This window comes from Azonexus sp. GW821-FHT04F04 (assembly GCF_059420025.1).
Genome location: NZ_JBWKSX010000009.1, coordinates 144,157 through 164,041, shown reverse-complemented (window position 1 = coordinate 164,041; position 19,885 = coordinate 144,157). Strand labels below are relative to the sequence as shown.

At 63.3% G+C, this 19,885-nt stretch carries 20 protein-coding genes; 10 read left to right on the top strand and 10 right to left on the bottom strand.

Annotation, left to right across the window (positions count from 1 at the left end; translation table 11 throughout):
- The first annotated feature begins 48 nt into the window (after positions 1-48).
- On the top strand, positions 49-243 hold the full coding sequence (locus AC07TV_RS17275) for a hypothetical protein (RefSeq protein WP_494649597.1): 195 nt from the start codon (positions 49-51) through the stop codon (positions 241-243).
- Positions 244-361: 118 nt separating this feature from the next.
- On the opposite strand, the gene AC07TV_RS17270 is transcribed toward AC07TV_RS17275, so the two are convergent.
- The gene (locus tag AC07TV_RS17270) at positions 362-1,117 is read right to left on the bottom strand and encodes a hypothetical protein (RefSeq protein ID WP_494649596.1); all 756 of its coding nucleotides are present in this window, start codon (positions 1,115-1,117) and stop codon (positions 362-364) included.
- A 64-nt stretch (positions 1,118-1,181) separates the two neighbouring features.
- On the opposite strand from AC07TV_RS17270, the gene AC07TV_RS17265 reads away from it, so the two are divergent.
- A complete protein-coding gene (locus AC07TV_RS17265; protein ID WP_494649595.1) occupies positions 1,182-2,807 on the top strand; it encodes a hypothetical protein in 1,626 nt (541 codons plus the stop codon).
- Positions 2,808-2,859: 52 nt separating this feature from the next.
- Here the strand turns inward: AC07TV_RS17265 and AC07TV_RS17260 are convergent, their stop codons facing one another.
- Entirely contained in the window at positions 2,860-3,474 is a 615-nt protein-coding gene (locus AC07TV_RS17260) for a DUF2202 domain-containing protein (protein ID WP_494649594.1), read from the bottom strand.
- Positions 3,475-3,708: 234 nt separating this feature from the next.
- Between AC07TV_RS17260 and AC07TV_RS17255 the strand changes: the two genes are divergently transcribed.
- Positions 3,709-5,118 carry an EAL and HDOD domain-containing protein gene (locus AC07TV_RS17255; RefSeq protein ID WP_494649593.1) on the top strand — a complete coding sequence of 470 codons (1,410 nt, stop codon included), beginning with the start codon at positions 3,709-3,711 and terminating at the stop codon, positions 5,116-5,118.
- A 15-nt stretch (positions 5,119-5,133) separates the two neighbouring features.
- On the opposite strand, the gene AC07TV_RS17250 is transcribed toward AC07TV_RS17255, so the two are convergent.
- The 4 genes from AC07TV_RS17250 to AC07TV_RS17235 all read right to left on the bottom strand — a co-directional run bounded on the left by AC07TV_RS17250 (position 5,134) and on the right by AC07TV_RS17235 (position 8,141).
- Positions 5,134-5,946 carry a hypothetical protein gene (locus AC07TV_RS17250; RefSeq protein WP_494649592.1) on the bottom strand — a complete coding sequence of 271 codons (813 nt, stop codon included), beginning with the start codon at positions 5,944-5,946 and terminating at the stop codon, positions 5,134-5,136.
- A 184-nt stretch (positions 5,947-6,130) separates the two neighbouring features.
- Positions 6,131-6,628: a hypothetical protein gene (locus tag AC07TV_RS17245; RefSeq protein WP_494649591.1), complete on the bottom strand. Its 498-nt coding sequence runs from the start codon at positions 6,626-6,628 to the stop codon at positions 6,131-6,133.
- 13 nt (positions 6,629-6,641) lie between these two features.
- Positions 6,642-7,289, bottom strand: a complete 648-nt coding sequence (locus tag AC07TV_RS17240) for a toll/interleukin-1 receptor domain-containing protein (protein ID WP_494649590.1) — start codon at positions 7,287-7,289, stop codon at positions 6,642-6,644.
- A gap of 15 nt (positions 7,290-7,304) precedes the next feature.
- Entirely contained in the window at positions 7,305-8,141 is an 837-nt protein-coding gene (locus tag AC07TV_RS17235) for a hypothetical protein (protein WP_494649589.1), read from the bottom strand.
- Here AC07TV_RS17235 and AC07TV_RS17230 point away from each other — a divergent pair.
- Positions 8,140-8,364 carry a hypothetical protein gene (locus tag AC07TV_RS17230; RefSeq protein WP_494649588.1) on the top strand — a complete coding sequence of 75 codons (225 nt, stop codon included), beginning with the start codon at positions 8,140-8,142 and terminating at the stop codon, positions 8,362-8,364. The genes AC07TV_RS17235 and AC07TV_RS17230 overlap by 2 nt on opposite strands.
- Before the next feature lie 12 nt (positions 8,365-8,376).
- Here AC07TV_RS17230 and AC07TV_RS17225 read toward each other — a convergent pair whose 3' ends face one another.
- The 4 genes from AC07TV_RS17225 to AC07TV_RS17210 form a co-directional block, all read right to left on the bottom strand.
- Positions 8,377-11,088, bottom strand: coding sequence for a bifunctional diguanylate cyclase/phosphodiesterase (locus tag AC07TV_RS17225; RefSeq protein ID WP_494649587.1), 2,712 nt, complete (start codon positions 11,086-11,088; stop codon positions 8,377-8,379).
- 36 nt (positions 11,089-11,124) lie between these two features.
- Positions 11,125-12,972, bottom strand: a complete 1,848-nt coding sequence (gene mutL, locus AC07TV_RS17220; protein WP_494649640.1) for a DNA mismatch repair endonuclease MutL — start codon at positions 12,970-12,972, stop codon at positions 11,125-11,127.
- A 139-nt stretch (positions 12,973-13,111) separates the two neighbouring features.
- Positions 13,112-13,585 carry an RES family NAD+ phosphorylase gene (locus AC07TV_RS17215; protein ID WP_494649586.1) on the bottom strand — a complete coding sequence of 158 codons (474 nt, stop codon included), beginning with the start codon at positions 13,583-13,585 and terminating at the stop codon, positions 13,112-13,114.
- Positions 13,582-14,130: an Xre family toxin-antitoxin system antitoxin gene (locus AC07TV_RS17210; protein ID WP_494649585.1), complete on the bottom strand. Its 549-nt coding sequence runs from the start codon at positions 14,128-14,130 to the stop codon at positions 13,582-13,584. The genes AC07TV_RS17215 and AC07TV_RS17210 overlap by 4 nt, the downstream gene beginning before the upstream one ends.
- Positions 14,131-14,298: 168 nt before the next feature.
- On the opposite strand from AC07TV_RS17210, the gene AC07TV_RS17205 reads away from it, so the two are divergent.
- Genes AC07TV_RS17205 through AC07TV_RS17180 form a run of 6 tightly spaced genes read left to right on the top strand, consistent with a single transcriptional unit; the run spans position 14,299 to position 19,814 of the window.
- Positions 14,299-14,940 carry a DedA family protein gene (locus AC07TV_RS17205; protein ID WP_494649584.1) on the top strand — a complete coding sequence of 214 codons (642 nt, stop codon included), beginning with the start codon at positions 14,299-14,301 and terminating at the stop codon, positions 14,938-14,940.
- Positions 14,940-15,644 carry a hypothetical protein gene (locus AC07TV_RS17200; protein WP_494649583.1) on the top strand — a complete coding sequence of 235 codons (705 nt, stop codon included), beginning with the start codon at positions 14,940-14,942 and terminating at the stop codon, positions 15,642-15,644. The genes AC07TV_RS17205 and AC07TV_RS17200 overlap by 1 nt, the downstream gene beginning before the upstream one ends.
- Entirely contained in the window at positions 15,641-16,288 is a 648-nt protein-coding gene (purN, locus tag AC07TV_RS17195) for a phosphoribosylglycinamide formyltransferase (RefSeq protein WP_494649582.1), read from the top strand. The genes AC07TV_RS17200 and purN overlap by 4 nt, the downstream gene beginning before the upstream one ends.
- A gap of 6 nt (positions 16,289-16,294) precedes the next feature.
- The gene (locus tag AC07TV_RS17190) at positions 16,295-17,278 is read left to right on the top strand and encodes a DUF3108 domain-containing protein (RefSeq protein WP_494649581.1); all 984 of its coding nucleotides are present in this window, start codon (positions 16,295-16,297) and stop codon (positions 17,276-17,278) included.
- Positions 17,275-18,537, top strand: coding sequence for an RsmB/NOP family class I SAM-dependent RNA methyltransferase (locus AC07TV_RS17185; protein ID WP_494649580.1), 1,263 nt, complete (start codon positions 17,275-17,277; stop codon positions 18,535-18,537). Before AC07TV_RS17190 ends, AC07TV_RS17185 begins: the two co-directional genes overlap by 4 nt.
- Entirely contained in the window at positions 18,534-19,814 is a 1,281-nt protein-coding gene (locus AC07TV_RS17180) for a mechanosensitive ion channel family protein (protein ID WP_494649579.1), read from the top strand. The genes AC07TV_RS17185 and AC07TV_RS17180 overlap by 4 nt, the downstream gene beginning before the upstream one ends.
- Positions 19,815-19,885 lie beyond the last annotated feature (71 nt).

Sequence of the window (19,885 nt, the reverse complement as noted above, 5' to 3'; positions counted from 1 at the left end):
CACGCAGTGCTGCCGCCTTTAATGGCCAAACCATATCGGGGATATTCCATGCTACTCGTTCCATGCCGCGCCTGCGGTCATCAGGTCGATACGTTTTTTGTCACCTGCCCCGGTTGCCGGGCGATCAATCCCGGGCACAAGATGAGCAAGCAGCAGGCGGGTCTCAGCGTCCTGCTGATCCAGCTCATTGTCGGGCTGGTGCTGGGCGTGGGCGTGTGCATCTATGCCTGGAACACGGTCTGACCGATGGTCAAGACGCAACTGGCCAAGCCGGCGCGTTGGGGGGGGCTCGATACGGCATGGTCGGCCGATGCCACGGTCAACCGGAAAAAACGGCCAAAAATGAAATGTCACGCCGGGCTCAGGGCAAGGCGCTTTCCAGCCGGGCGGCCGCCGCCATGTAATCGCGACGGACTTCCTCCGGCGTTCCTCGCGCGGTACGGCTGAGCGGCCGCCACAACGCTTCGGGGATGCCGGCCAGTGTCGCGTGCATGCCGATCAACTGGGTGGCGGGAATCGGCATGACATCGCCGGGGGGCGATTCCAGTGCCGCGCTCATCGTGCCGACATGGGCAGCGAGCAGGAAAACATGGCGCAGGCGCGGCGAGCCCACTTGTTCGATGCGCCCGGCAACCCCGTCCGGATCGTCTTCAATGCGCTGGGTCAGACCGCTGAAATCGGCCGCTGTACGCACCGGCAAACGGCTGATCGGGGCGACACCGAGCTGAACGGCCGTTTCGTCGAGGCGGCGGATGTGTGCTTCGACCGGCCGCGACAACTGCGCCATGATGTCGGCCGGTTGTTGTCCGTAGCCGCCCAGCCACTGGCTCAGGTAGCCGTATTCGAAACCGAGTTGGAAGACGCGGCGGGGAAAGCGCGGGGCGAGCCCCTGCTCGCGTTCCCGGGATTTTTCCGCGATCGCGGCTGCTTCGTCGGCGTAGGTTCGGGTCGGGTCGTTGACCGTCCAGCCAACATGCGCCAGCTCAGCCGCACCCCACATCCAGAATGCCTGAATGCCGAGGTAAAGCAGGGTGATCGCCACGGTTGCCAGCAGGAAGCGGCGCGACTCGCGCCAGCGCGTGCGGCGGTCGGTTGTCTCGGGAAGCGAAGTGGTCATGACAGTTTCCTGAAAATGACATTGGCAGTAGGCTAGCACTGTTGTGGCCTGTCGGGAGCGAGCGATGCATGGCGGCGAACCGAGTGTGCATTTCATCAACAGCGTGCTGGTCACGGTCGTTGTCGCGCTGATCGTGCTCTGGCGTTACCGGCTGGCCATCCTGGGCGGGATGATGCAGGGCGATGGCGCTGTCTTGCCTCTCCCGACAGAGAAAGCGTCTGCTCAGAAAGTATTGATGGCCGGCAACCTGTTTGCCCGCGAGCGCTCGATGCGCCAGCGAATTGCTGCAGCCTGGTTGCTGACTACCGCCGTTTGCGGCCTGCCGATGGCCGTGCTCTACATGATTGCCGGGGAAATGAGCGCCTCGCCGACCTATGCCCTGGCGCTGACCTGCAGCTACATGATCGCCGCCTTGCCGATGATTGCCGTCTCCCTGGCCTGGCCGCCCTGGCGCATGGTTGTCGCCTTTGTCGTCATGATGCTGAGCTTCGCGGCGCTCTGCCTGCTCGCCGGCATCGTCGAACGCAGCCTGCTAGGCCGGCCCCTGAGCTGGAAGATTCTCGGCCTGGTCCCGCTGTTCTTCGACATCGCCTGGAACCAGCTGTGGATGGCCGGCCTGTTCTGGCTGATGTCCTGGCCGAGCCGGCTGCGCGGCGTCGTGCCGATCACCTTCGCCGCCGTGCTGGTCTTTGCCGCGGCGCCCTTTGCCGGCTCCCGCCTGACCGCCGTGCTCGCTGCCACCGAGGTCGGCACGCCATGGGTTTATACGCTGGGGCTGAATGGCGTATTCATGCTTATCGCCCTGCCGGTCGGCTGGCTGGCCTGGCTGCGTCTGCGCAAGTTGGCTGCCGATTACGAAGCCAAGCGCTTTTCCGACGCCCAGTTGCTGGCCCGTACTTGGTGGCTGATGCTCGTCGTCACCATCGGTTTCGACATCCTGGCCGGCCGCGAGCGCCCGATCTTTGCGCTGTTGCTGGTTGTGGGCGAGATTGTCCTCTTCCCGCTGGTCAACCATGGCGTCATGCGCTGGCTGGGTGTGGCCAAACTGGCTGCGGCCAAGCCTGCCCCGACGCTGCTCCTGCTCCGGGTGTTCGGCTACACCGCCCGCACCGAGCGTCTGTTCGACCGCGTCGCATCACGCTGGCGTCTGCTGGGTCCGGTCACCACGATCGCCGCACCTGACGTCACAGCCAGCACCATCGATGCCGGTGACTACCTGCGCTGGCTGACCGGGCGCATCGACGAGCTCTTCGTCACGACACGCGCCAGCCTCGACCACAAGCTGGCGACGCTCGATCTTGCCCCCGATCCCGACGGGCGTTTCCGCATCGGCGAATTCTGCTGCCGCGACTCGACCTGGCAGGCCACCGTCGTCGAACTGATGTTGCGCGCCGACGCCGTGATCATGGACGTGCGCGGCATCAGCGCAGGGCGGCTGGGTTGCGAATTCGAACTGGAGCAACTGGCAAAGCGCCTGCCGCCGCAACGGCTGGTGCTGGTTGTCGATGAAACGACGGACAGCAAGTGTCTGAAAGCGCTTTTCGGCCCTACTCTCGATCAGGTCAGGGTGATTGACATGCGCCGGCGCCGCGATGCTGACAGGGTTTTTAACGCGCTTGTCGATGCGGCTGGCGGGGCGGGGGCATCTCTCTGTTCTGCACCTGCCGAAAAAAATGACGGCGCTTACTAAGCCGCGCCATGGCCAGCTGCCCGCTGTCACGCGGCTGGCCATGGCTTCCGCCCTAAATTCGCTTGCTACGGCGTGCCATGCCCGCGACGATGGCGAGGCCGGCCAGCAGCATGGCGTAGGTTTCCGGTTCAGGGACTGCCGGTACAGGCGTCCTGGCCAGCCAGGTATTGAACGCATTCAGGTGGTTGTAGGAGGCATTCATCAGGCTTCCATAGGATGCGTAAAGGGCCGAGTCCGTTGGAATCAGAGCCCTGGCTGCAGTCAGGTCGGCGATGTCGAGCAGTTCGATATTCTTGCCGACGGTCAGCGCGGCAAAGCTCGAGGTGCTGCCTTGCGCCACCAGGTTCAGGTAGAGCGATTGCAGTGCCGGATTCTCGAACTGGCCGGCCGCCAGCGAGGTCAGGTCGCTGACATCAAGCCCGATGGCGTTGGCTTGACCAACCAGTGTGGCCACGTGCATGTCTTCTGATCGGGGGATATTCCTGAACGGCATGATTGTCGGGTAGAGGACGCCGAACGAGCGGTACACGTCGCCAGCCAGCTTTTCCTCCTCGATCATGTAGCGCAGGTTGTCGATTGCCTCGGGCGAATAGCTCTGGGCTTGTGCGACCGTGGTGCCGGTCATGTAAATGGCCAGCGCGGAAATCAGAAGCTTGAACGCGTTCAATGTGTTACTCCCTGATGATTTAATTATTGAAATGGCGCCTCAATGTTCCCGCACAGCCTGTCTGGCGAACTGGACGGGGTGCCAGGCCGGGTGATCATAAGGAAAATCTAATACTTTCGGAATGTGTCAAATTGCCGCATGTCATGGCGCTTGTCTGGCGCAGTGGCGGCGGAAAACGAAGGGAAAAGTAGCTAATTGCCGTGTCGCCGTTTGTCGGTCGATTTGATGAATATAATGTCTCTGTTAAATCGGCTTGTTCCGGGCAATACAGGCCTGGCCGCCGATTCCTTCATCTCGGGGCTTGGCATCATGTTCGGTTTCATCAAACGCGTTTTCGGTATGGGGGGCGAAGAAGCCGCACCCATCAAAGGCGGCAGTTCGTCGCCCGATGTCCAGGTTATTTCGGCACCAGTTGTCGCCGTTCGCAAGGCTTCGCCGGTGGTTCTGCTGCGAGACGAGATCATCGATGCCCGGACACGCATAGCCGGCTACCGTTTCTCAGCCCGCCGGCCGGATTCGGAGCAGGTCGCCGATGCCTCGGCGACGCTGGAAATCCTCACCGCCAACAACGTCGCGGCCTTCGCCGCACGGCGCCTGGCGCTGATTCCACTGAGCCAAGATGACTGGACGCAGCACGACTACACGCCGCTGATCGGCCCGATGACGACCTTTCTGCTCGCCCTGCCCGATGGCACCAAGGTATCCGACGACTGGAACGCAGTTGCCGCCGCCATTCATGGCGCCGGGGCGAGGATAGCGCTGGCCGCCGGCGACATCGTGACGCATCGGCAAACGATCCTCGAACACGCCGATTATCTACTCCTCGATTTTTCGGCGCTTTCCTTGTCCAGTCTTGAGGTTCTGCTGCGCTCCCTGCGCCAGGAAAAGCCCGGCCTTGAGCTGATTGCCGACAAGGTCAGGCGCTGGCCGGAGCATCGTTACTGCGTTTCGCATGGCATTGCCTATTGCCTTGGCTCATTCACCACCGAGCCGGACGAGGAGCTGCAGGCCAAGGAAATCGGCCAGAGCCAGCTGGTCCTCATTGAAATGCTCAACCAGCTGCGCAAGGACGCAGAGCTGGCCGACGTCGCCCAGATTGCCAAACGCGACCCCGGCGTCATCGTCAAGGTGATGGCCATGGCCAACTCGCCGATGGTTGGGTTGGCGCAGCCGGTGACCAGCATTGATCAGGCCATCATGGTGCTAGGCCGGGAACAGCTCTACCGCTGGCTGTCGATCGGCATGTTCCGCGCAGGCGCCGCCTCGCCGCGCGACGAGGTGTTGCTCGAACTCGCCCTGGCGCGCGGGCGTTTCCTCGAACTGCTCGGTAAGGAGAAGCACAGCAAGCTGGAGTGTGATGAATTCTTCCTGCTCGGCCTGCTTTCGCTGCTCGACAGCTTGCTCGGCCTGCCGATGAGTGCGGTGGTTGGCAAGCTCAATCTGCTGCCGGCGCTGAGCGAAGCTTTGCTCAACAGCAGTGGCCCGCTGGCGCGCTATCTGATGCTGAGCATCGCCGTCGAAAAGGGCCGTGTCCAGAACGTCGCGCGTCTGGCCGACGAGCTGGGCTATTCGCTCGAAGCCATCGAGTCGGCCTCGGTCGAAGCGATTGGCTGGGCGGAGGAAGCGGTCAATCTGACCAAGTGAGCCGGGCGGCGAGGCTCAGCAGGCCCGACCGCTGGCCCGGGTGAAGCCGAAGCCGCCTTCGCCGGAGCCGGCCGGATTGATGCAGATGCGCATGGTCAGCGAGCGGGCCGCCCTGTCGAGGTCGACCGGGAAGGGCGAGAAGGGGATGGAGCGTTCGACGACGGCCTTGACGAAGGCGATCTCGTCGGCCTGATCGCCGGCATTGATGACCTTGAAGGACTTCATAGTGCCGTCCGGATTGACCTTGAACTCGATGGAAGCCGGATGCATGCCCTTGGCGCGCGGGTCATTCTTGACGAAGCTGGCGCTGCGATTGAGGCGTCTAAGCATGCCTTCGAGGTACATTTCCAGACTGAACGGGTCGGGTGGGGTGGCGTTGGGGCGCAGGTCGAGCAGGGCGCTGCCGGCGGATTCTTCCCGCGCCTGCTTCCACGCTTCCTCGCGCGCCATGGCTTTTGAACGCTGGGCCAGTGTCGGCTTGGGGGCGGATTTGGCGTTGTTGTCGAGCTCGTCGAGAAAGCGGTTCATGTCCGTTTTCTCTGCCGCCGTCCATTGCGGCGCACTGGCCACCGAGGTTTTGTTCCGCTTGTTGGTGGTCAGCAACCGTGGGCGTTCCGGCTTGATTTTCGCCGGCTTCTGGCGCGCCTCGGGAGCGCTCGCCGTTTCGGTCGATACCGGCTTGCGCAGGCGGGCTTCCATGCGCGGTGGACTTGAGGCTTCGTCCGGATCATGCCGGGGGATCATCAGGATCAGGGCATGAATCAGGAGCGAGGCAGCAAACGCGAAAAGCGGTGCTCGCCGGGCCGGAGAGGGATGGGACACGAACATCGCCGGTATTTTAGGCGGCGCAGCCGATGATTGGCTGTAACGATGTGTGGTTTTGTGCGCTGTCAGCGCTTGTTTTGCGGTGGCGCCGGTTGGCGCGAGCAGGGTGGTACTGGTTATTGCTGGCCGTCAGACCTTTCAATTTTGGCCAAAATTTCCGGTCGACCGTGGGATTCCCTGGCTGGCGTCATTTCTCGCAGCCTTTGCGCCATTTGGTGGCCAGCAGGTATAGGGCCCCGGTCATGAAATTGGCGATCAGCAACCATTTGCCGGTCGCCACCAGGCCGGCGATCAGGTAGACGGCCGGGGCGTGGCTTGTCGTATCGGAAATCAACTGGAGGTGAAGCAGGTTTTCGATGGCATCGAGCACTGCGGCACCTGGCATGGTCCAGCTCGAAAGGCGCCGGGTCGCCTGGTCGAGTTGCCGGAAAAGGCAACCGTAGCGGACGAGCAGGTAGCCGAAGAGGCCGTAGCTGGCGAGCACCGGAAAGTCGATGCGCAAATGGCGGCGGAAAAGCTCGATACCATCCGGGCCCCACTGGGCAAGAATGGCCTTGAAGGCCGCCTCGTCAAAGGTGAATTGCAGCGCCGGAATGCCCGGTGACAATGGCGCCGAGTGGACGGCCATGGCGATGAACAGGCCGATGGTCAGCGCGCCGGACAGCCAGAGCAAAATGGACGCCATTTGCCTCGTCAAATTACGTCACCCGCTTTTTGCGTTTCCACCACAGGAAACCTTCGACGCCGGTATAGAGCGCCAGCAGGCTGACGATGACGCCACGCGCCAGTTCAAGCTGGTTGTCGGCGTTCGGGGCCAGGGCGCCGATGGCGTATTTGGTGGCCACCACCGCCGCGACAATGAAAATCAAGGCGCGCAGCATCAGCCGCCGCCAGTCGTAGGGACGGCCGATGGCGTCGGCGAGGCGGCCGGCATCGGCGATCCACGCCTCGTCGCGCAGGTTGATGGCTTGGCGATTGACGAGGGCGCGCAGATCGTCGGGCAGGGACGCCGCACTCGGCAATTCGGCGCCCTGGAGCAAAACCGGGATGACCCGCTTGCCGAGTTTTAGCGCGGTGGCGATCTCGATGCGCACGAAGTCAGGGTTTGGCTGGTTGAGTCGGTGGTTCAGTTCGGCCAACCATTTCTTGCCGATGAGGACGACGGTGACCTCGGTCCCGGCCAGTTCGCGCTGCAAAAAGACCTCGAAATCCTCGCCGGCCGGAATATCGTCGGCATCGCGAAAGACGCAGGCCGCGCCGAGCAGGTTTTCGAGCGAATCGGCCAGCCGCCCGGCCTCACCCGTCGTGTCGCTGCGCCGGTAGCTGATGAAGACGGGATTAGCCATGTGCGCGCTCTACGTTCAAAGGATGCTCAGGGGTTCCCAGATGCCCCCCTTGTCGAGATGGGCTTCTCCGGAAACCGGGCTGGGCAGCAGGGTTTTCGCCGGGCCGGATTCGCCCTTCTCGAACTCGTAGATAAGGGCGCGGGCGCGATAGTCAGCGCCATACGGCAAGGCGCCGATGGACGCCGGCAGCGCGTGCGCTCCGCCACCGGCCCAGCTCCTGATCTGTTCATCACTCGGAACTGTGGCGGACTGCACCCAGGGTGCGTCGGTCACCACGAAGACAATTGCCCGGTAATAACCGGCCGGCGCAAAGGCCAGGGCCTTGATGAAACTGGCCAGCGACAGATTGCTTACCGACGGCGTGCCGATCTTCCAGCGATCCGCCCCGGGCATCGGCGTGCCATCGGCCTTGATCTGCTCAAGTTGGGTCGCCAGTGCAAAACCGCGCGGCACGGCGTAATAGCTCCGCTGCTCGTAGTGGGCCAGACGCAAGGCCTTCTCGAACTTGTCGGCAACGTCGGCCAGCCGCGTTGCCGGGCCGGTGCGCAGCCATTTGTCGGGTATCGACTCTTCGGCCGAAGCCTTGGGCGGCGGCCAGTCGAAATGCGGGATCGGCGGCGATTCGCGGCCAATGGCCGCTGTCTCGGGGTGCGTCGTGCCGCCATTCTTGGCAGCGGGTGGCGGCTCTGCGGTGGCGGCCGGTGGCGGTGGCGGCGGTGCGGCTTCCACCGATGTCTCGAGCGGGGCGCTGGATTTTCCGCAGGCATTCAACCCGGCCATTAGCAGAAGCGCAAAAAACAGCCGCCATGCATTGCGGCGTCCGAAACCGGAGATGGAAAACAGATTGAGCATGGAAGCCTCCCTCGGTCGAAAGTCTGCCGGCGAAGCAGCCGGCCATCATGGAGCGCTTCCCCTCAAAAAAGAGGGGCTGATCAGCAGCCTACGAACTTTTCAAATGGGATGCAAGCATGTTGTTTGCATGGTGGCGGGAGGTCGAGCCGGCGCCGGATTTCATTTTTTGACCAATTTTCCGGTTGACCGTGGTATCGGCTTTGCGCAGAGCGGACAGCGATGAAATTTACGGGCATCAAACGGCAGTGTCGACGGGCCGCATCGGGAGGTATCCGCCGTGCAGCAAGACGGCTTCGATGGCGACCGCCGAGGTCGGGCGGCCGAAGTGGTAGCCCTGCATCAGGCGGCAGCCGTGATCGAGCAGGAAGGCGGCCTGGTGGGCCTGTTCGACGCCTTCGGCAATGACCTCCTTTTGCAGGCTGTCGGCGATGGCGATGATCGCCCGGACGATGGCGACGTCGTCGGTGTCGCCCGGCAATTCGCGGACGAAGGACTGGTCGATCTTGATGCGGTCGAAGGGCAGACGCTTGAGGTAGCCGAGGCTCGAGTAGCCGGTGCCGAAATCGTCGATTGACAGCTTGATGCCCAGGGCGCTTAGTTCGTCGAGCACGGCGACGATGCGCTCGGTGTCGTGGATGAAGGCGCTTTCGGTGATTTCCAGCTCGAGCCAGCAGGGCTCCAGACCCGTCTCGGCGAGGATGGCGATGATCCGTTGGGCGAGGTTGGCCTGGCGCAACTGAACAGCGGACAGGTTGACCGCCATGACCACGGGCGGCAGGCCCTGGTCCTGCCACTGGCGGGTTTGCCGACAGGCTTCGCGCAGCACCCAGTCGCCGATCTGGTTGATCAGATTGCTTTCCTCGGCGATGGGGATGAAGCGGGCGGGCGGGATGTTGCCTTTTTCCGGGTGGTTCCAGCGGACCAGCGCTTCGAGGCCGATCAGGCGGCCACTTTGGGCGTCGACCTGTGGCTGGTAATTGAGGTAGATGTCCTGGCCGCGCAAGGCCCGGCGCAGGGAGTTTTCGAGCATCACCCGTTCGGAGATGCGGGTGTTCATTTCGGGCGTAAAGAAACGGTAGGCGTTGCCGCCGGCGGCCTTGGCCTGGTACATCGCGGTGTCGGCGTTCTTCAGCAGGCTGCCGATGTCCTTGCCGTCCTCTGGGTAGGTGCTGATGCCGATGCTGGCGCCAACCCGCAATTCGTGTCCGGCCACCATAAAGGGCTCGCCCAGTGCGTCGATCAGTCGTTGGGCGATGCTGGCCAGACGTGAGGGCGAACCGTAGCCCTGGATGAGCATGGCGAATTCGTCGCCGCCCTGACGGCTGACCGTGTCGCGCGCATCGAGGCTGCGGCTCAGGCGCTGGGCTGCCTCGCGCAGCAACTGGTCGCCGATCTCGTGGCCGAGCGTGTCGTTGACGTTCTTGAAATGGTCGAGGTCAAGGAACATCAGGGCGACCTCGGCTTGCGTGCCGAAGGTCAGCGCCAGCGCCTGTGACATCAGATCGGCCAGCATGCTCCGGTTGGGGAGCCGGGTCAGCTGGTCGTGTTCGGCCAGGTAGCGGATGCGCTCCTGGTCCTGATGCAGTTGCGTGATGTCGCGGGCAACGCCGGCGACGCCGGTCAGTTCGCCGCGTTCGTCGAGGACCGGGGTCGAGATGAACTCGAAATGACGGATCTCGCCGTCGGCCAGTTGCTGCGTGTCGGTCCGCCGCTGTTGGCGTTGTTCGGACAGCGCGAGGGTATCCTGCCGGACCAGCGGTTCGGCGGCTTCAGCCGGCCAGATGGCAGCCACGGTCTGCCCGGGCAGGGTGTCGGCCGGCTTGCCGCAGGCCCGCGCGTAGGCGTCGTTGACGGCGATCAGACATTGCTGGCGGTCGCTCAGCCAGGCCGGGTCGGGCAGGCTGTCGAGGAGGGCGCGGGTTTGCCGCGTGGTGTTCTCGTAGGCCCGGGTCATGTCTTGCGCCAGCGCATGCGCCCGGTCGTAGGTGCGCAGCCAGACAGCGATCCAGCCACCCAGAACGAAGGCCAGCAGCAGCGTGCTGAGGACTGACCACTGGACTTGCTGGTACCAGTTGGCCAGATAGTTGCTGGGCGCGTGCCCGATCACCACGTACAACGGGTAGTGGGCGACCTGACGGGCGACATAGAGCCGCTTGATGTCGTCAACCGACGAGCGGTGGGTGAAGCTGCCATACCCCTGCTGGTCGGCGATCAGCGCTGTCAGTGGTGTATTTTCGAGGACTTTGCCCTGGCGCTCGGGGGCGGCCGGGTAACGGGCGATCAGCCGGCGTTCGCGGTCGACCAGGGCAACGCTCTGGCCCGGGCCGAGCTTGAGGCTGGTGAAGAACTCCTGAAAATGATCGGCCCGCACCGCCGCCTGGACGAGGCCGGCGAAATGACCTTGCCGGTCATTGAGGCGGCGGCTCAGAGTGATTACCCAGTTGCTGGTGATCTTGGCAAAGAGCGGCTCGGAGACGACCAGCGCGCTGGCGCCATCGCGATTGCGCTGGAAGTAGTCGCGGTCGCGAATGTGGACGCTGGCGATCTTGCCCGAAGCGTCATGCGTGAAGTTGCCCTCGGCATTGGCCACGCGCAGGCTTTGCGATTCGCTGGCGATCAGCGCCAGATAGCTGGCCAGCGCGGCATTGATCGCAGCCGCATCCGCGGATTCGCCGGCCAGCGTGGTATTCAGGCGTAGTTGGCTGGCCAGCAGCACGGTGTCGATCTTGTCCACAGTGTTATGGGCATGTGCCTCCAGAACACGGGCTAGATTGTCGAGGTTGCGCAGGGTGAACTCGTTTTCACGGTCCAGTGCCACTTTCAGGCCACCGGCAATGAGCCCGATGTAGGTCAGGAGGGCGAGGAGTCCCAAACCGATCAGGAAGTTGCGACGTCCACCGGGGGTTGCCGAGGAAGGTCGGAGTAACTGCCTGAGGGATGAGATCATGGGGGCGCGGGCCGGGACGGGTTTGAGGCCGCCGAATTATTGCCCGCGCAGAAACAGTTTGTCGAGATCGTTGAGTGATAGTTCCGTCCACGTCGGTCGGCCGTGGTTGCACTGGCCGGCGCGTTCGGTTTCTTCCATCTGGCGGAGCAGGGCGTTCATTTCCGGGACGGTGAGCAAGCGGCGGGCGCGGACGGCGCCATGGCAAGCCATGGTAGCGAGCAGTTCGTTGCGCCGGGCGGTGGCGAGTTGGGTGATGCCGTGCTCGCGCAGTTCGGCGATCAGTGACTTGGCCAGGGCGGCGGGGTCGCCAGATTGGAGCAGGGCGGGGACGGCGCGCACGCCAAGCTGATTGGGGCCGAGCGGCGCGATCTGGAAGCCGAGATCGGCCAGCGCCTCGGCGTGTTCTTCGACGGCGGCGATGTCGAGCGGGTCGGCCGAGAAGACGGCCGGGATGAGCAGCGCCTGGGTGGCGATCTGGCGGTTGTCGAAGGCGGTTTTGAGCCTTTCGTAGAGGATGCGCTCGTGCGCCGCGTGCATGTCGATGAGGATTAGGCCGCGGGCGTTCTGGGCCAGGATGTAGATGCCGTGCAACTGGGCCAGGGCGTAGCCGAGCGGCGGGCCGGCGCTGTCGGGCTGCGGGCTGTCATTGCCACGGTCAACCGGAAAATTGGGCTGAAATTGAAATGTTGTGGCCGGGCCGGCGGACGACGGCGTGACCTGTTGGGCTGCGCGGGCGAAGGCGAGGTAGGCCGCGGCGGCCGGTTCGGCGACGCCGAGGCTGCCTTGATGACGGAGCGGCGGGGCGTATTCGGAATTTGGCCGATATTCCCGGTTGACCGTGGAAGTCGGGGCTTCGCCGCTCGCTGCGCTGCGCTCAACCAGCGCCGGCACTGCTTCGGCCTGCACCGGCGCGGCCAGCGTACGCTGGATGGCGTGGAAGACGAACTGGTGCATGGCGCGCGAATCGCGGAAGCGGACTTCGGTCTTGGCCGGGTGGACGTTGACGTCGACCAGCGCCGGGTCGATGTTCACGAACAGACAGACAGCCGGCTGGCGGCTGCCGTGCAGCACGTCGCGATAGGCTTCGCGCAGGGCGTGGCTGATCACCTTGTCGCGCACGAAACGGCCGTTGACGAAGACGTACTGGCCATCCTTGGCATCGGTGGCGCGCGTCGGGTCGATGGCGAAACCGACGATAGCCAAAGGGCCGGCGCCGGCATCGACAGCGCGGGCGGCACCGAGAAAATCGTCGCCGAGAATGTCGGCGATGCGCCGTGGCGCGTCGGCCGGGGCAAGCTGGAACAGGTTGCGGCCGTTGTGGGTCAGGCTGATCGCCACATCCGGCCGGGTCAGCGCCAGGCGCTTGACGGCGTCGGCGCAGTGGGCGAATTCGGTGCTTTCCGATTTCAAAAACTTGCGGCGGGCCGGGGTGTTGAAGTAAAGGTCGCGCATTTCGACGACGGTGCCGGCCATCAGGGCGGCGGGTTCGGGCTCTGCCCCCGGCTCGCCGCGCAGTTTCCAGGCATGCGCCGCGCCGCGTTCGCGACTGGTGATGCTCAGGCGGGCGACGGAAGCGACCGAAGCCAGCGCCTCACCACGAAAGCCAAGGGTGCCGACGCGCTCAAGGTCGTCAAGGCTGGAAATCTTCGAAGTAGCGTGCCGGGTCAGGGCCAGCGCCAGTTCATCTTTTGCGATGCCGCAGCCGTCATCGGTGATGCGGATCAGCTTGACGCCACCTTCTTCGAGATGCACCTGAATCGCGTTGCTGCCGGCGTCGAGGCTGTTTTCGAGGAGTTCCTTGAGGACGGAGGCAGGTCTTTCGACCACTTCGCCAGCGGCAATCTGGCTGATCAGCAGGTCGGGGAGGCGGGCGATGGTCGGCATGCCCGAATTATCCCAGATTGCACCAGCGGAGGCGCGGTCGACGATGCCAAGAGGTCGGCCCGCGGTTTCAGAAATGGCTTCGTAGCCACGGTCCAATCTTCAACTTCAGGACTTTGGCAATAGATGAACGCACCCAAGCCTAGAGGCGAGGGTCGTATACAAACTGTCTGATCACGCTGGCCTTGATCCTCACTGCATCGGTATGTGCTGGATTGATGAGTACGTTGAATTCCTCATGAATGATGACAGAGGGTACTTCCAGGAGAGCTGCGGTATTCCCTTTGATCCAGGCATCGCCAGGCGAGATGGTGGCCAGCCCGGGGGGTTCCGAAACCCAGCTCGGGTCGAGCCTGGTGACATCCAGTGTTTCTCGCGCCTTCCAAACATCGTCCGGTACTTCAATCTGGATCAGGAAGCGATTGCGCGCGGCGATTTCATCACCGATATGGGCAAGGGTCTCAAGGGTAGCCAGGGCGATTGTCGGCGAGGTGTAGATGACTGCGCTGCCTTTCGAGTTCCAGCGGCCGCCAACGGTCTTGGCACCACCGCCGGACATGTCGTTAGCTTGATACTGAGCCGTGTTCTTGGCAATTCGCCAAAGATTGACGGTCATGCCGCGATGCCATATTCGATCCGGCCGAGTGTATCCATGACGAGATCCACGCCGGCGTCGGTATCGAGCAGGGAAAGCGGGGTGACGCCGCCGAGAGAACGGATTCGATGCTGTATCCAGGCGGTGGCTGCGGCTTCGTCCTCAAGGACCTCGGTAGCACGAGCCAGGACTTTTTCGACGCGGTACAGGCGATCGGTTTCTGTCGTGGTGAGCAGCTTGTTCTCGGCAAGGCGGCGTTCAATCGTGCTCTGCTTCATGTCGATCTCGCCGAGAAATAGGGTGCGAGACATGCCGAGCCGCTTGGCCATGACATCGACTGTGCTCGCAGGCAGGCCAATTCGACTAACGCGAACTTGCTCTGACGCAGCCATGCCCACCACAAAGTTCGTGGGCTGGACAACGAAAGCCTTGGCGGTTCCTGCGCGTTGGCGCTTGATCCCGCGGCCTTTTGGGGCGAGTGCGGTGTTTGCGATTTCCGCCACGGACATCGACGGTTGCCGGCCTTTTGCGGCCTTGCCAAGCATTCCGGTGATGGGTTTTGACATGGTTTCTCCTCATGTGATGGGTTTTATAGCTTCATTATATGGCGACATGGTGCCGGTCGAAAGGGGAATTTTGTTTGCCGTCCTGGGGAGCTGATGCAAAATCCTCCGTCACAGTCTCTAACCTGCCATGAGGTAAAATGCGCCGTCATTCAAACCCCGGCGCCCCGCATGGAACTCCTCACCCAATTCATCGATATCGTCCTTCACCTCGACAAGCATCTGGCCGTGATGGTGCTGGAGTACGGGCTGTGGATCTACGGCATCCTGTTCTTCATCATCTTCGCCGAAACCGGGTTCGTTGTGACGCCCTTTCTGCCGGGCGATTCGCTGCTTTTCGTGGCTGGTGCGCTGGCTGCCATCGGCGAGGGGGGCATGGATATCTTCACGCTGATGGGCGTGCTGATTGCGGCGGCGGTGCTCGGTAACACGGTCAACTACCAGATCGGCCGTTTTCTCGGGCCCAAGGTTTTCCAGTGGGAAAATTCGCGTTTCTTCAACCGCGACGCGCTGATCAAGACGCACGCCTTTTATGAAAAACATGGCGGCAAGACGCTGATCATTTCGCGCTTCCTGCCGTTGTTCCGGACCTTCGCGCCCTTCGTCGCCGGCATCGGCTCGATGACCTATGCGCGTTTCACGATATTCAACCTGATCGGCGCCGTTGGCTGGGTCGTTTCGCTGTGTGTGGCCGGCTACTGGCTGGGCAACATGCCGTGGGTCAAGGCCAATCTGTCGGTGATTATCATCGGCATCATCGTTTCCTCGCTCATCCCCATCGGCTGGGGCTACCTGAAGAGCAAGGAAGCCTGATGCGCTGGCTGGCCGTCATCCTCGTGCTGACGTTGGCGGCCTGCACGACGAAGATGGACAAGGCCGGCCGGACGGAATCCACGGTCGACCCGAAATATCTGCTCAAATCGGAAGTCGACCGCATCGCCGATACCAATCGTGCCGAGGTGGTCACTGGCCTGCTGCTGATTGCCGACAAGCTCTACAAACGCAATCCGAAGGAATGGAAGAAGAGTGGCGCCGTCAGTCGTGAGGCCGCAGTCGAGCGCCTGCGCCAGCGCCAGTTCCGTAGCTGGCCGGAGTTCACCGGCCTGCGCGAGGGGGCGGTGGCTTCGCTGGCGTTCACCGAGGTGTATGCCGGCGACCGCGTCATGGCCCTGATGTTCGGGCTGCTCAGCATGGTCGACGCCGCCTTCGAGCACAAGGACGAGTTCTACATCCTCGACAGCCTCAACGAAATGAAGCTCTACAACAGCGCCCGCAACATGGATGTCGCGATCTGGAAGCTGGGCCACGACCGCAATGCAGCCGGCGAACTGTTCCTGCTCTCCAACGAGCTCGACCCGACCAACCGCAACCTTTCCTACGAGCGCGAATTCGGCCGCGTCATGGGCCTCCTCGATTTCATGGCCAAGGTCGTCGCCGACCGCAATGGCCGCACTTTTTCCCGGCTGAGCCAGTCCGTGGCCAGCGCCATCTTTTTACCCGTGAGTTTTTTGAAATGAAGAAGATCGTCATCCTGATTTCCGGCCGTGGCAGCAACATGGAGGCGCTGATCGCCGCCCGCGACGCCGGAACGCTGCCCGTCAATATCGTCGCCGTGATCAGCAACCGGGTCGAGGCCGAGGGGCTCGAAACAGCGGCAAAATCGGGCATCACGACGCACTTCATCAATCACAAGGCCTTTGCCGGGCGCGAGGCTTTCGACAGCCGGCTGGCCCAATGCATCGACGAATTCGAACCCGACCTCGTCGTTCTTGCCGGATTCATGCGCATCCTGTCCGACGGTTTCGTCCGTCACTACGAAGGTCGGCTGATCAACATCCATCCCTCGCTGCTGCCGTCCTTCCCCGGCCTGCACACGCACCAGCGGGCGCTTGAAGAAGGCGTGCGCATCCACGGCTGCACCGTGCATTTCGTCACGCCGGCCCTCGATCATGGTCCGGTCATCATCCAGGCCGCCGTACCGGTGCTCGATGGCGACGACGAGGCCAGCTTGTCGGCCCGCGTCCTGCGCCAGGAGCACCTTGTTTACCCGCAAGCCGTGCGCTGGTTTATCGAAGACAAGCTGACGCTGGAAAACGGTCGCGTCCGGATCGCCGCCGAACTGGCCGAGCCGCCCGTGCTGATCTCTCCCGAAATCCGCTGACTGGTCGTGCCGCTCGCCCTCGTCATCGCGCTCGCCGCTTCGCTCGGCATTCATGCCGCAGCGCTGTTCGGCACCGATGTCGAGATCTTCGGCGGGGCGGATGAGCCGGTTCCCCTGCGCGCCGAGTTGCAGCCGCCACCTCCGCCGCCGGCAGCCGAACAAAAGCCGGTCGTCAAACCTCGCCCGAAACCCGCCAAGCCAGCCCCGCTGGCCTCCGCCAAGCCTTCGCCAACGGCCGAAACCGTGGCGCCGGCGCCGGAAACCAAGCCTTCCGAAATTGCCCCGAATTTGCCGTCGACCCTAGGGCCAGCCGTTGATTCTGTGGTCGTGGCAACGAAGGAGCAGGAGCCGGCCAAACCCCTGCTGCCGGCCAAAGGCCGCATGCGTTTCGTCATCTATTACGGCACGCAGGGATTCCAGATCGGCCGCGCCGAACACAGCTGGGAATTCACCGAGGACGGCCGTTACCGGCTGACCGGCATGACCGAAACGAGCGGTTTGGTTGCTCTCTTCAAGCCGCTCGTTTTCGAGAACGAAAGCAGCGGTCGGCTGGTCGCCGGCGGCCTGCAGCCGGAAACCTACCGGACGCGCAAGAACGGCAAGGACGCCAATGAAAACGCCGATTTCGACTGGTTGACCGCCGAAGTCCGCCTGTCGCGCAGCGGCGCCGTGCAGCCGGTCAGCCCCGGCTCGCAAGACATCCTGTCGCTCAACTACCAGCTCGCCTACCTGCGCAAGCCGGAAGACGGGGCGACGGTCGGCGTCGTCACCGGCAAGAAATACGACCGTTTCGCCCTCGACTCGCTGGGCGAAGAGGAAATCGACATCCCGGCCGGCCATTTCCGCACGCTGCACCTGCGGGCGATGGGCGATACGGTCACCGAAATCTGGATTGCCCTCGACCGTCACCGCCTACCGGTTAAAATTCGCTACACCGATAAAAAAGGCGACATCTTCGAGCAAGTCGCGACTGAAATAGGATCACCATGAAAGCCCGCTTCACACCCGCCCTGTTTGCCCACGCCGAAGCCGTTCTCGGCCTGCTGCTGCGCTTCGATTACCCGGCTGACGCTGTCGTTTCGCGCTATTTCCGCGAGCATCGCGAGCTCGGCCACGCCGACCGCGCTTTCGTCGCCGAGACGGTTTTTGCCGTGCTGCGCCGTGGGCGCAGCCTCGAAGCGCGCTGCGCTGGCAAGCTCTCCGACCGTCGCCGTTTGCTCGTCGCCTTGGCCGTTACCCGCGGCTGGAGCCAGCGTGAACTCGCCCCGGTGTTGAAGGCCAGCGAAGAAGAATGGTTGGCCGCCGCCAAAGCCATGCCGGAAGCCGACTTCCCGCCGGCTGTTCGCTGCGACCTGCCGGACTGGCTGTACAACCGCCTCGAAGCCCAGTTCGGCGCCGAGCAAACGCTGGCCCTGGCCCACGCCCTCAACCAGCCGGCGCCGCTCGACCTGCGCGTCAATACGCTCAAAGCAAATCGCGAAGACGTGCTGGCCAAGCTGGCCGCCGACGACATCGCCGCCATGCCCGGCCCGCTCTCGCCGATCGCCGTCCGCTTGCGCGACAAGCCAGCGCTGGCCAAGCATCCGCTGTTCATCGAAGGCGCCGTCGAAGTGCAGGACGAAGGCAGCCAGTTGCTCGGCTACCTGCTCGAACCGAAGCGCGGCGAAATGGTCGTCGATTTCTGCGCCGGCGCCGGCGGCAAGACGCTGCTGCTCGGCGCCCTGATGCGCAATACCGGCCGGCTCTATGCCTACGATGTCTCCGACAAGCGCCTGGCCAATCTCAAGCCGCGTTTGGCCCGTTCCGGTCTGTCCAATGTCCATCCGGCCCGCATCGAGCATGAGCGCGACACCAAGATCAAGCGTCTGGCCGGCAAGGCCGACCGCGTGCTGGTCGATGCGCCGTGTTCCGGCCTCGGCACGCTGCGCCGCAATCCTGACCTCAAGTGGCGTCAGGACGAAGCCTCGGTGGCCGAACTGACCGTCAAGCAGCTGTCGATTCTCGAAGCCGCATCGACCATGGTCCGCCCGGGCGGCCGTCTGGTTTATGCCACCTGCAGCCTGTTGACCGCGGAGAACGACGACATCGTCGCTGCTTTCCTGGCCAAGCATCCTGATTTCACGCTGGTTCCGGCCTCGGCCATTCTCGCCAAGCAAGGCATCGCCTTCGACGGCGACATGCTGCGTCTGCTGCCCAATCAGCACAACACCGACGGCTTCTTCGCCGCGGCGCTGGAAAAGAAGGCATGAGCGAAAAAAGCCAGGCCTTGCGCCTGATCAACGACCTGGTAGCGGATTTTCGCGATCCGGATTTCGTCTGGCAGGTCGTCGCGCTGGTTGCCTGTATCGGCCTCGCCGCGCTGATCGCCCGCTGGTGGCGCGGCCGCCACGAAGAGGGGGCCGGCCGCCTGTCCGACGCCAGCTCCCGTCTGGCTTTCCCGCTCACCGGTATGGTCCTGACCGGCATCGCCATCGCCACGCTCGGTTCGCTCATTCACGTCAATCTGCTCAAGCTGGCCATGCCGCTGCTCGGCTCGATGGCCCTCGTGCGCAGCGTTATTTTCGTGCTCCGTCAGGCTTTTCCGCGAGCCACCTGGCTGACTACCTGGGAACGCATCATCGCGGCCATCGTCTGGGGCTGGCTGGCGCTCTACATCACCGATCTGGCCCCATTCGTCATCGAGGCCATGGAGTCGGTGGAGTTTCATATCGGCAAGCAGCACGTCGATTTGTGGACCGTGCTGCGCGGCGTGGCGACCATTTTCCTGACCGTCGTCTTCGCGCTGTGGATCGCCGGCGTCATCGAAGCCAGGCTGATGCGCGTCCAGACCATCGACGCCAACCTGCGCATCGTCGGCGTCCGCGTTGCCAAGGCCGGCCTGACGGTCATCGCCATCCTGACCAGCCTCGGGCTGGTCGGCATCGACATGACAGCGCTCTCGGTATTCACCGGCGCCCTCGGCGTCGGCCTCGGTTTCGGCCTGCAGAAGATCGCCAGCAATTACGTTTCCGGCTTCATCATCCTGCTCGACCGTTCGATCAGCATCGGCAACGTCGTCCAGGTCGGCACCGATGCCGGCGAGGTGACGCAGATCACGACGCGCTACACCGTGCTCAAGAATCCGGGCGGCAGCGAGTTCATCGTGCCGAACGAAACGCTGATCAGCAGCACGGTGCAGAACCAGACCTATTCCGACGCCCAGTTGCGTCTGACCACCACGGTTGGCGTCGCTTACGACAGCGATCTCGATCTGGCTGTCCGTCTGATGACCGAAGCCGCCGCCGCTCAGGAACGCGTGCTGGCAGAGCCGCCGCCCAAGGTTTTCCTGACCCAGTTTGCCGACAGCAGCATCAATCTCGAACTCGGCTTCTGGATCGACGACCCGGAAAAGGGCAAGGGCAATGTCATCTCCGACATCAACTTCGCCATCTGGCGCGCCTTCAAGGAAAACGGCGTTTCCATTCCTTTCCCGCAGCGCGAAGTTCGCATCCTCAACGAAGCGCAAGCGCCCGTCGCCAGCGCATGAAAAATGGCGCGGGGTGAGCGCGCCATTTCATTTTTGGTCATTTTTTCCGGTTGACCGTGGAATCCCGGTTC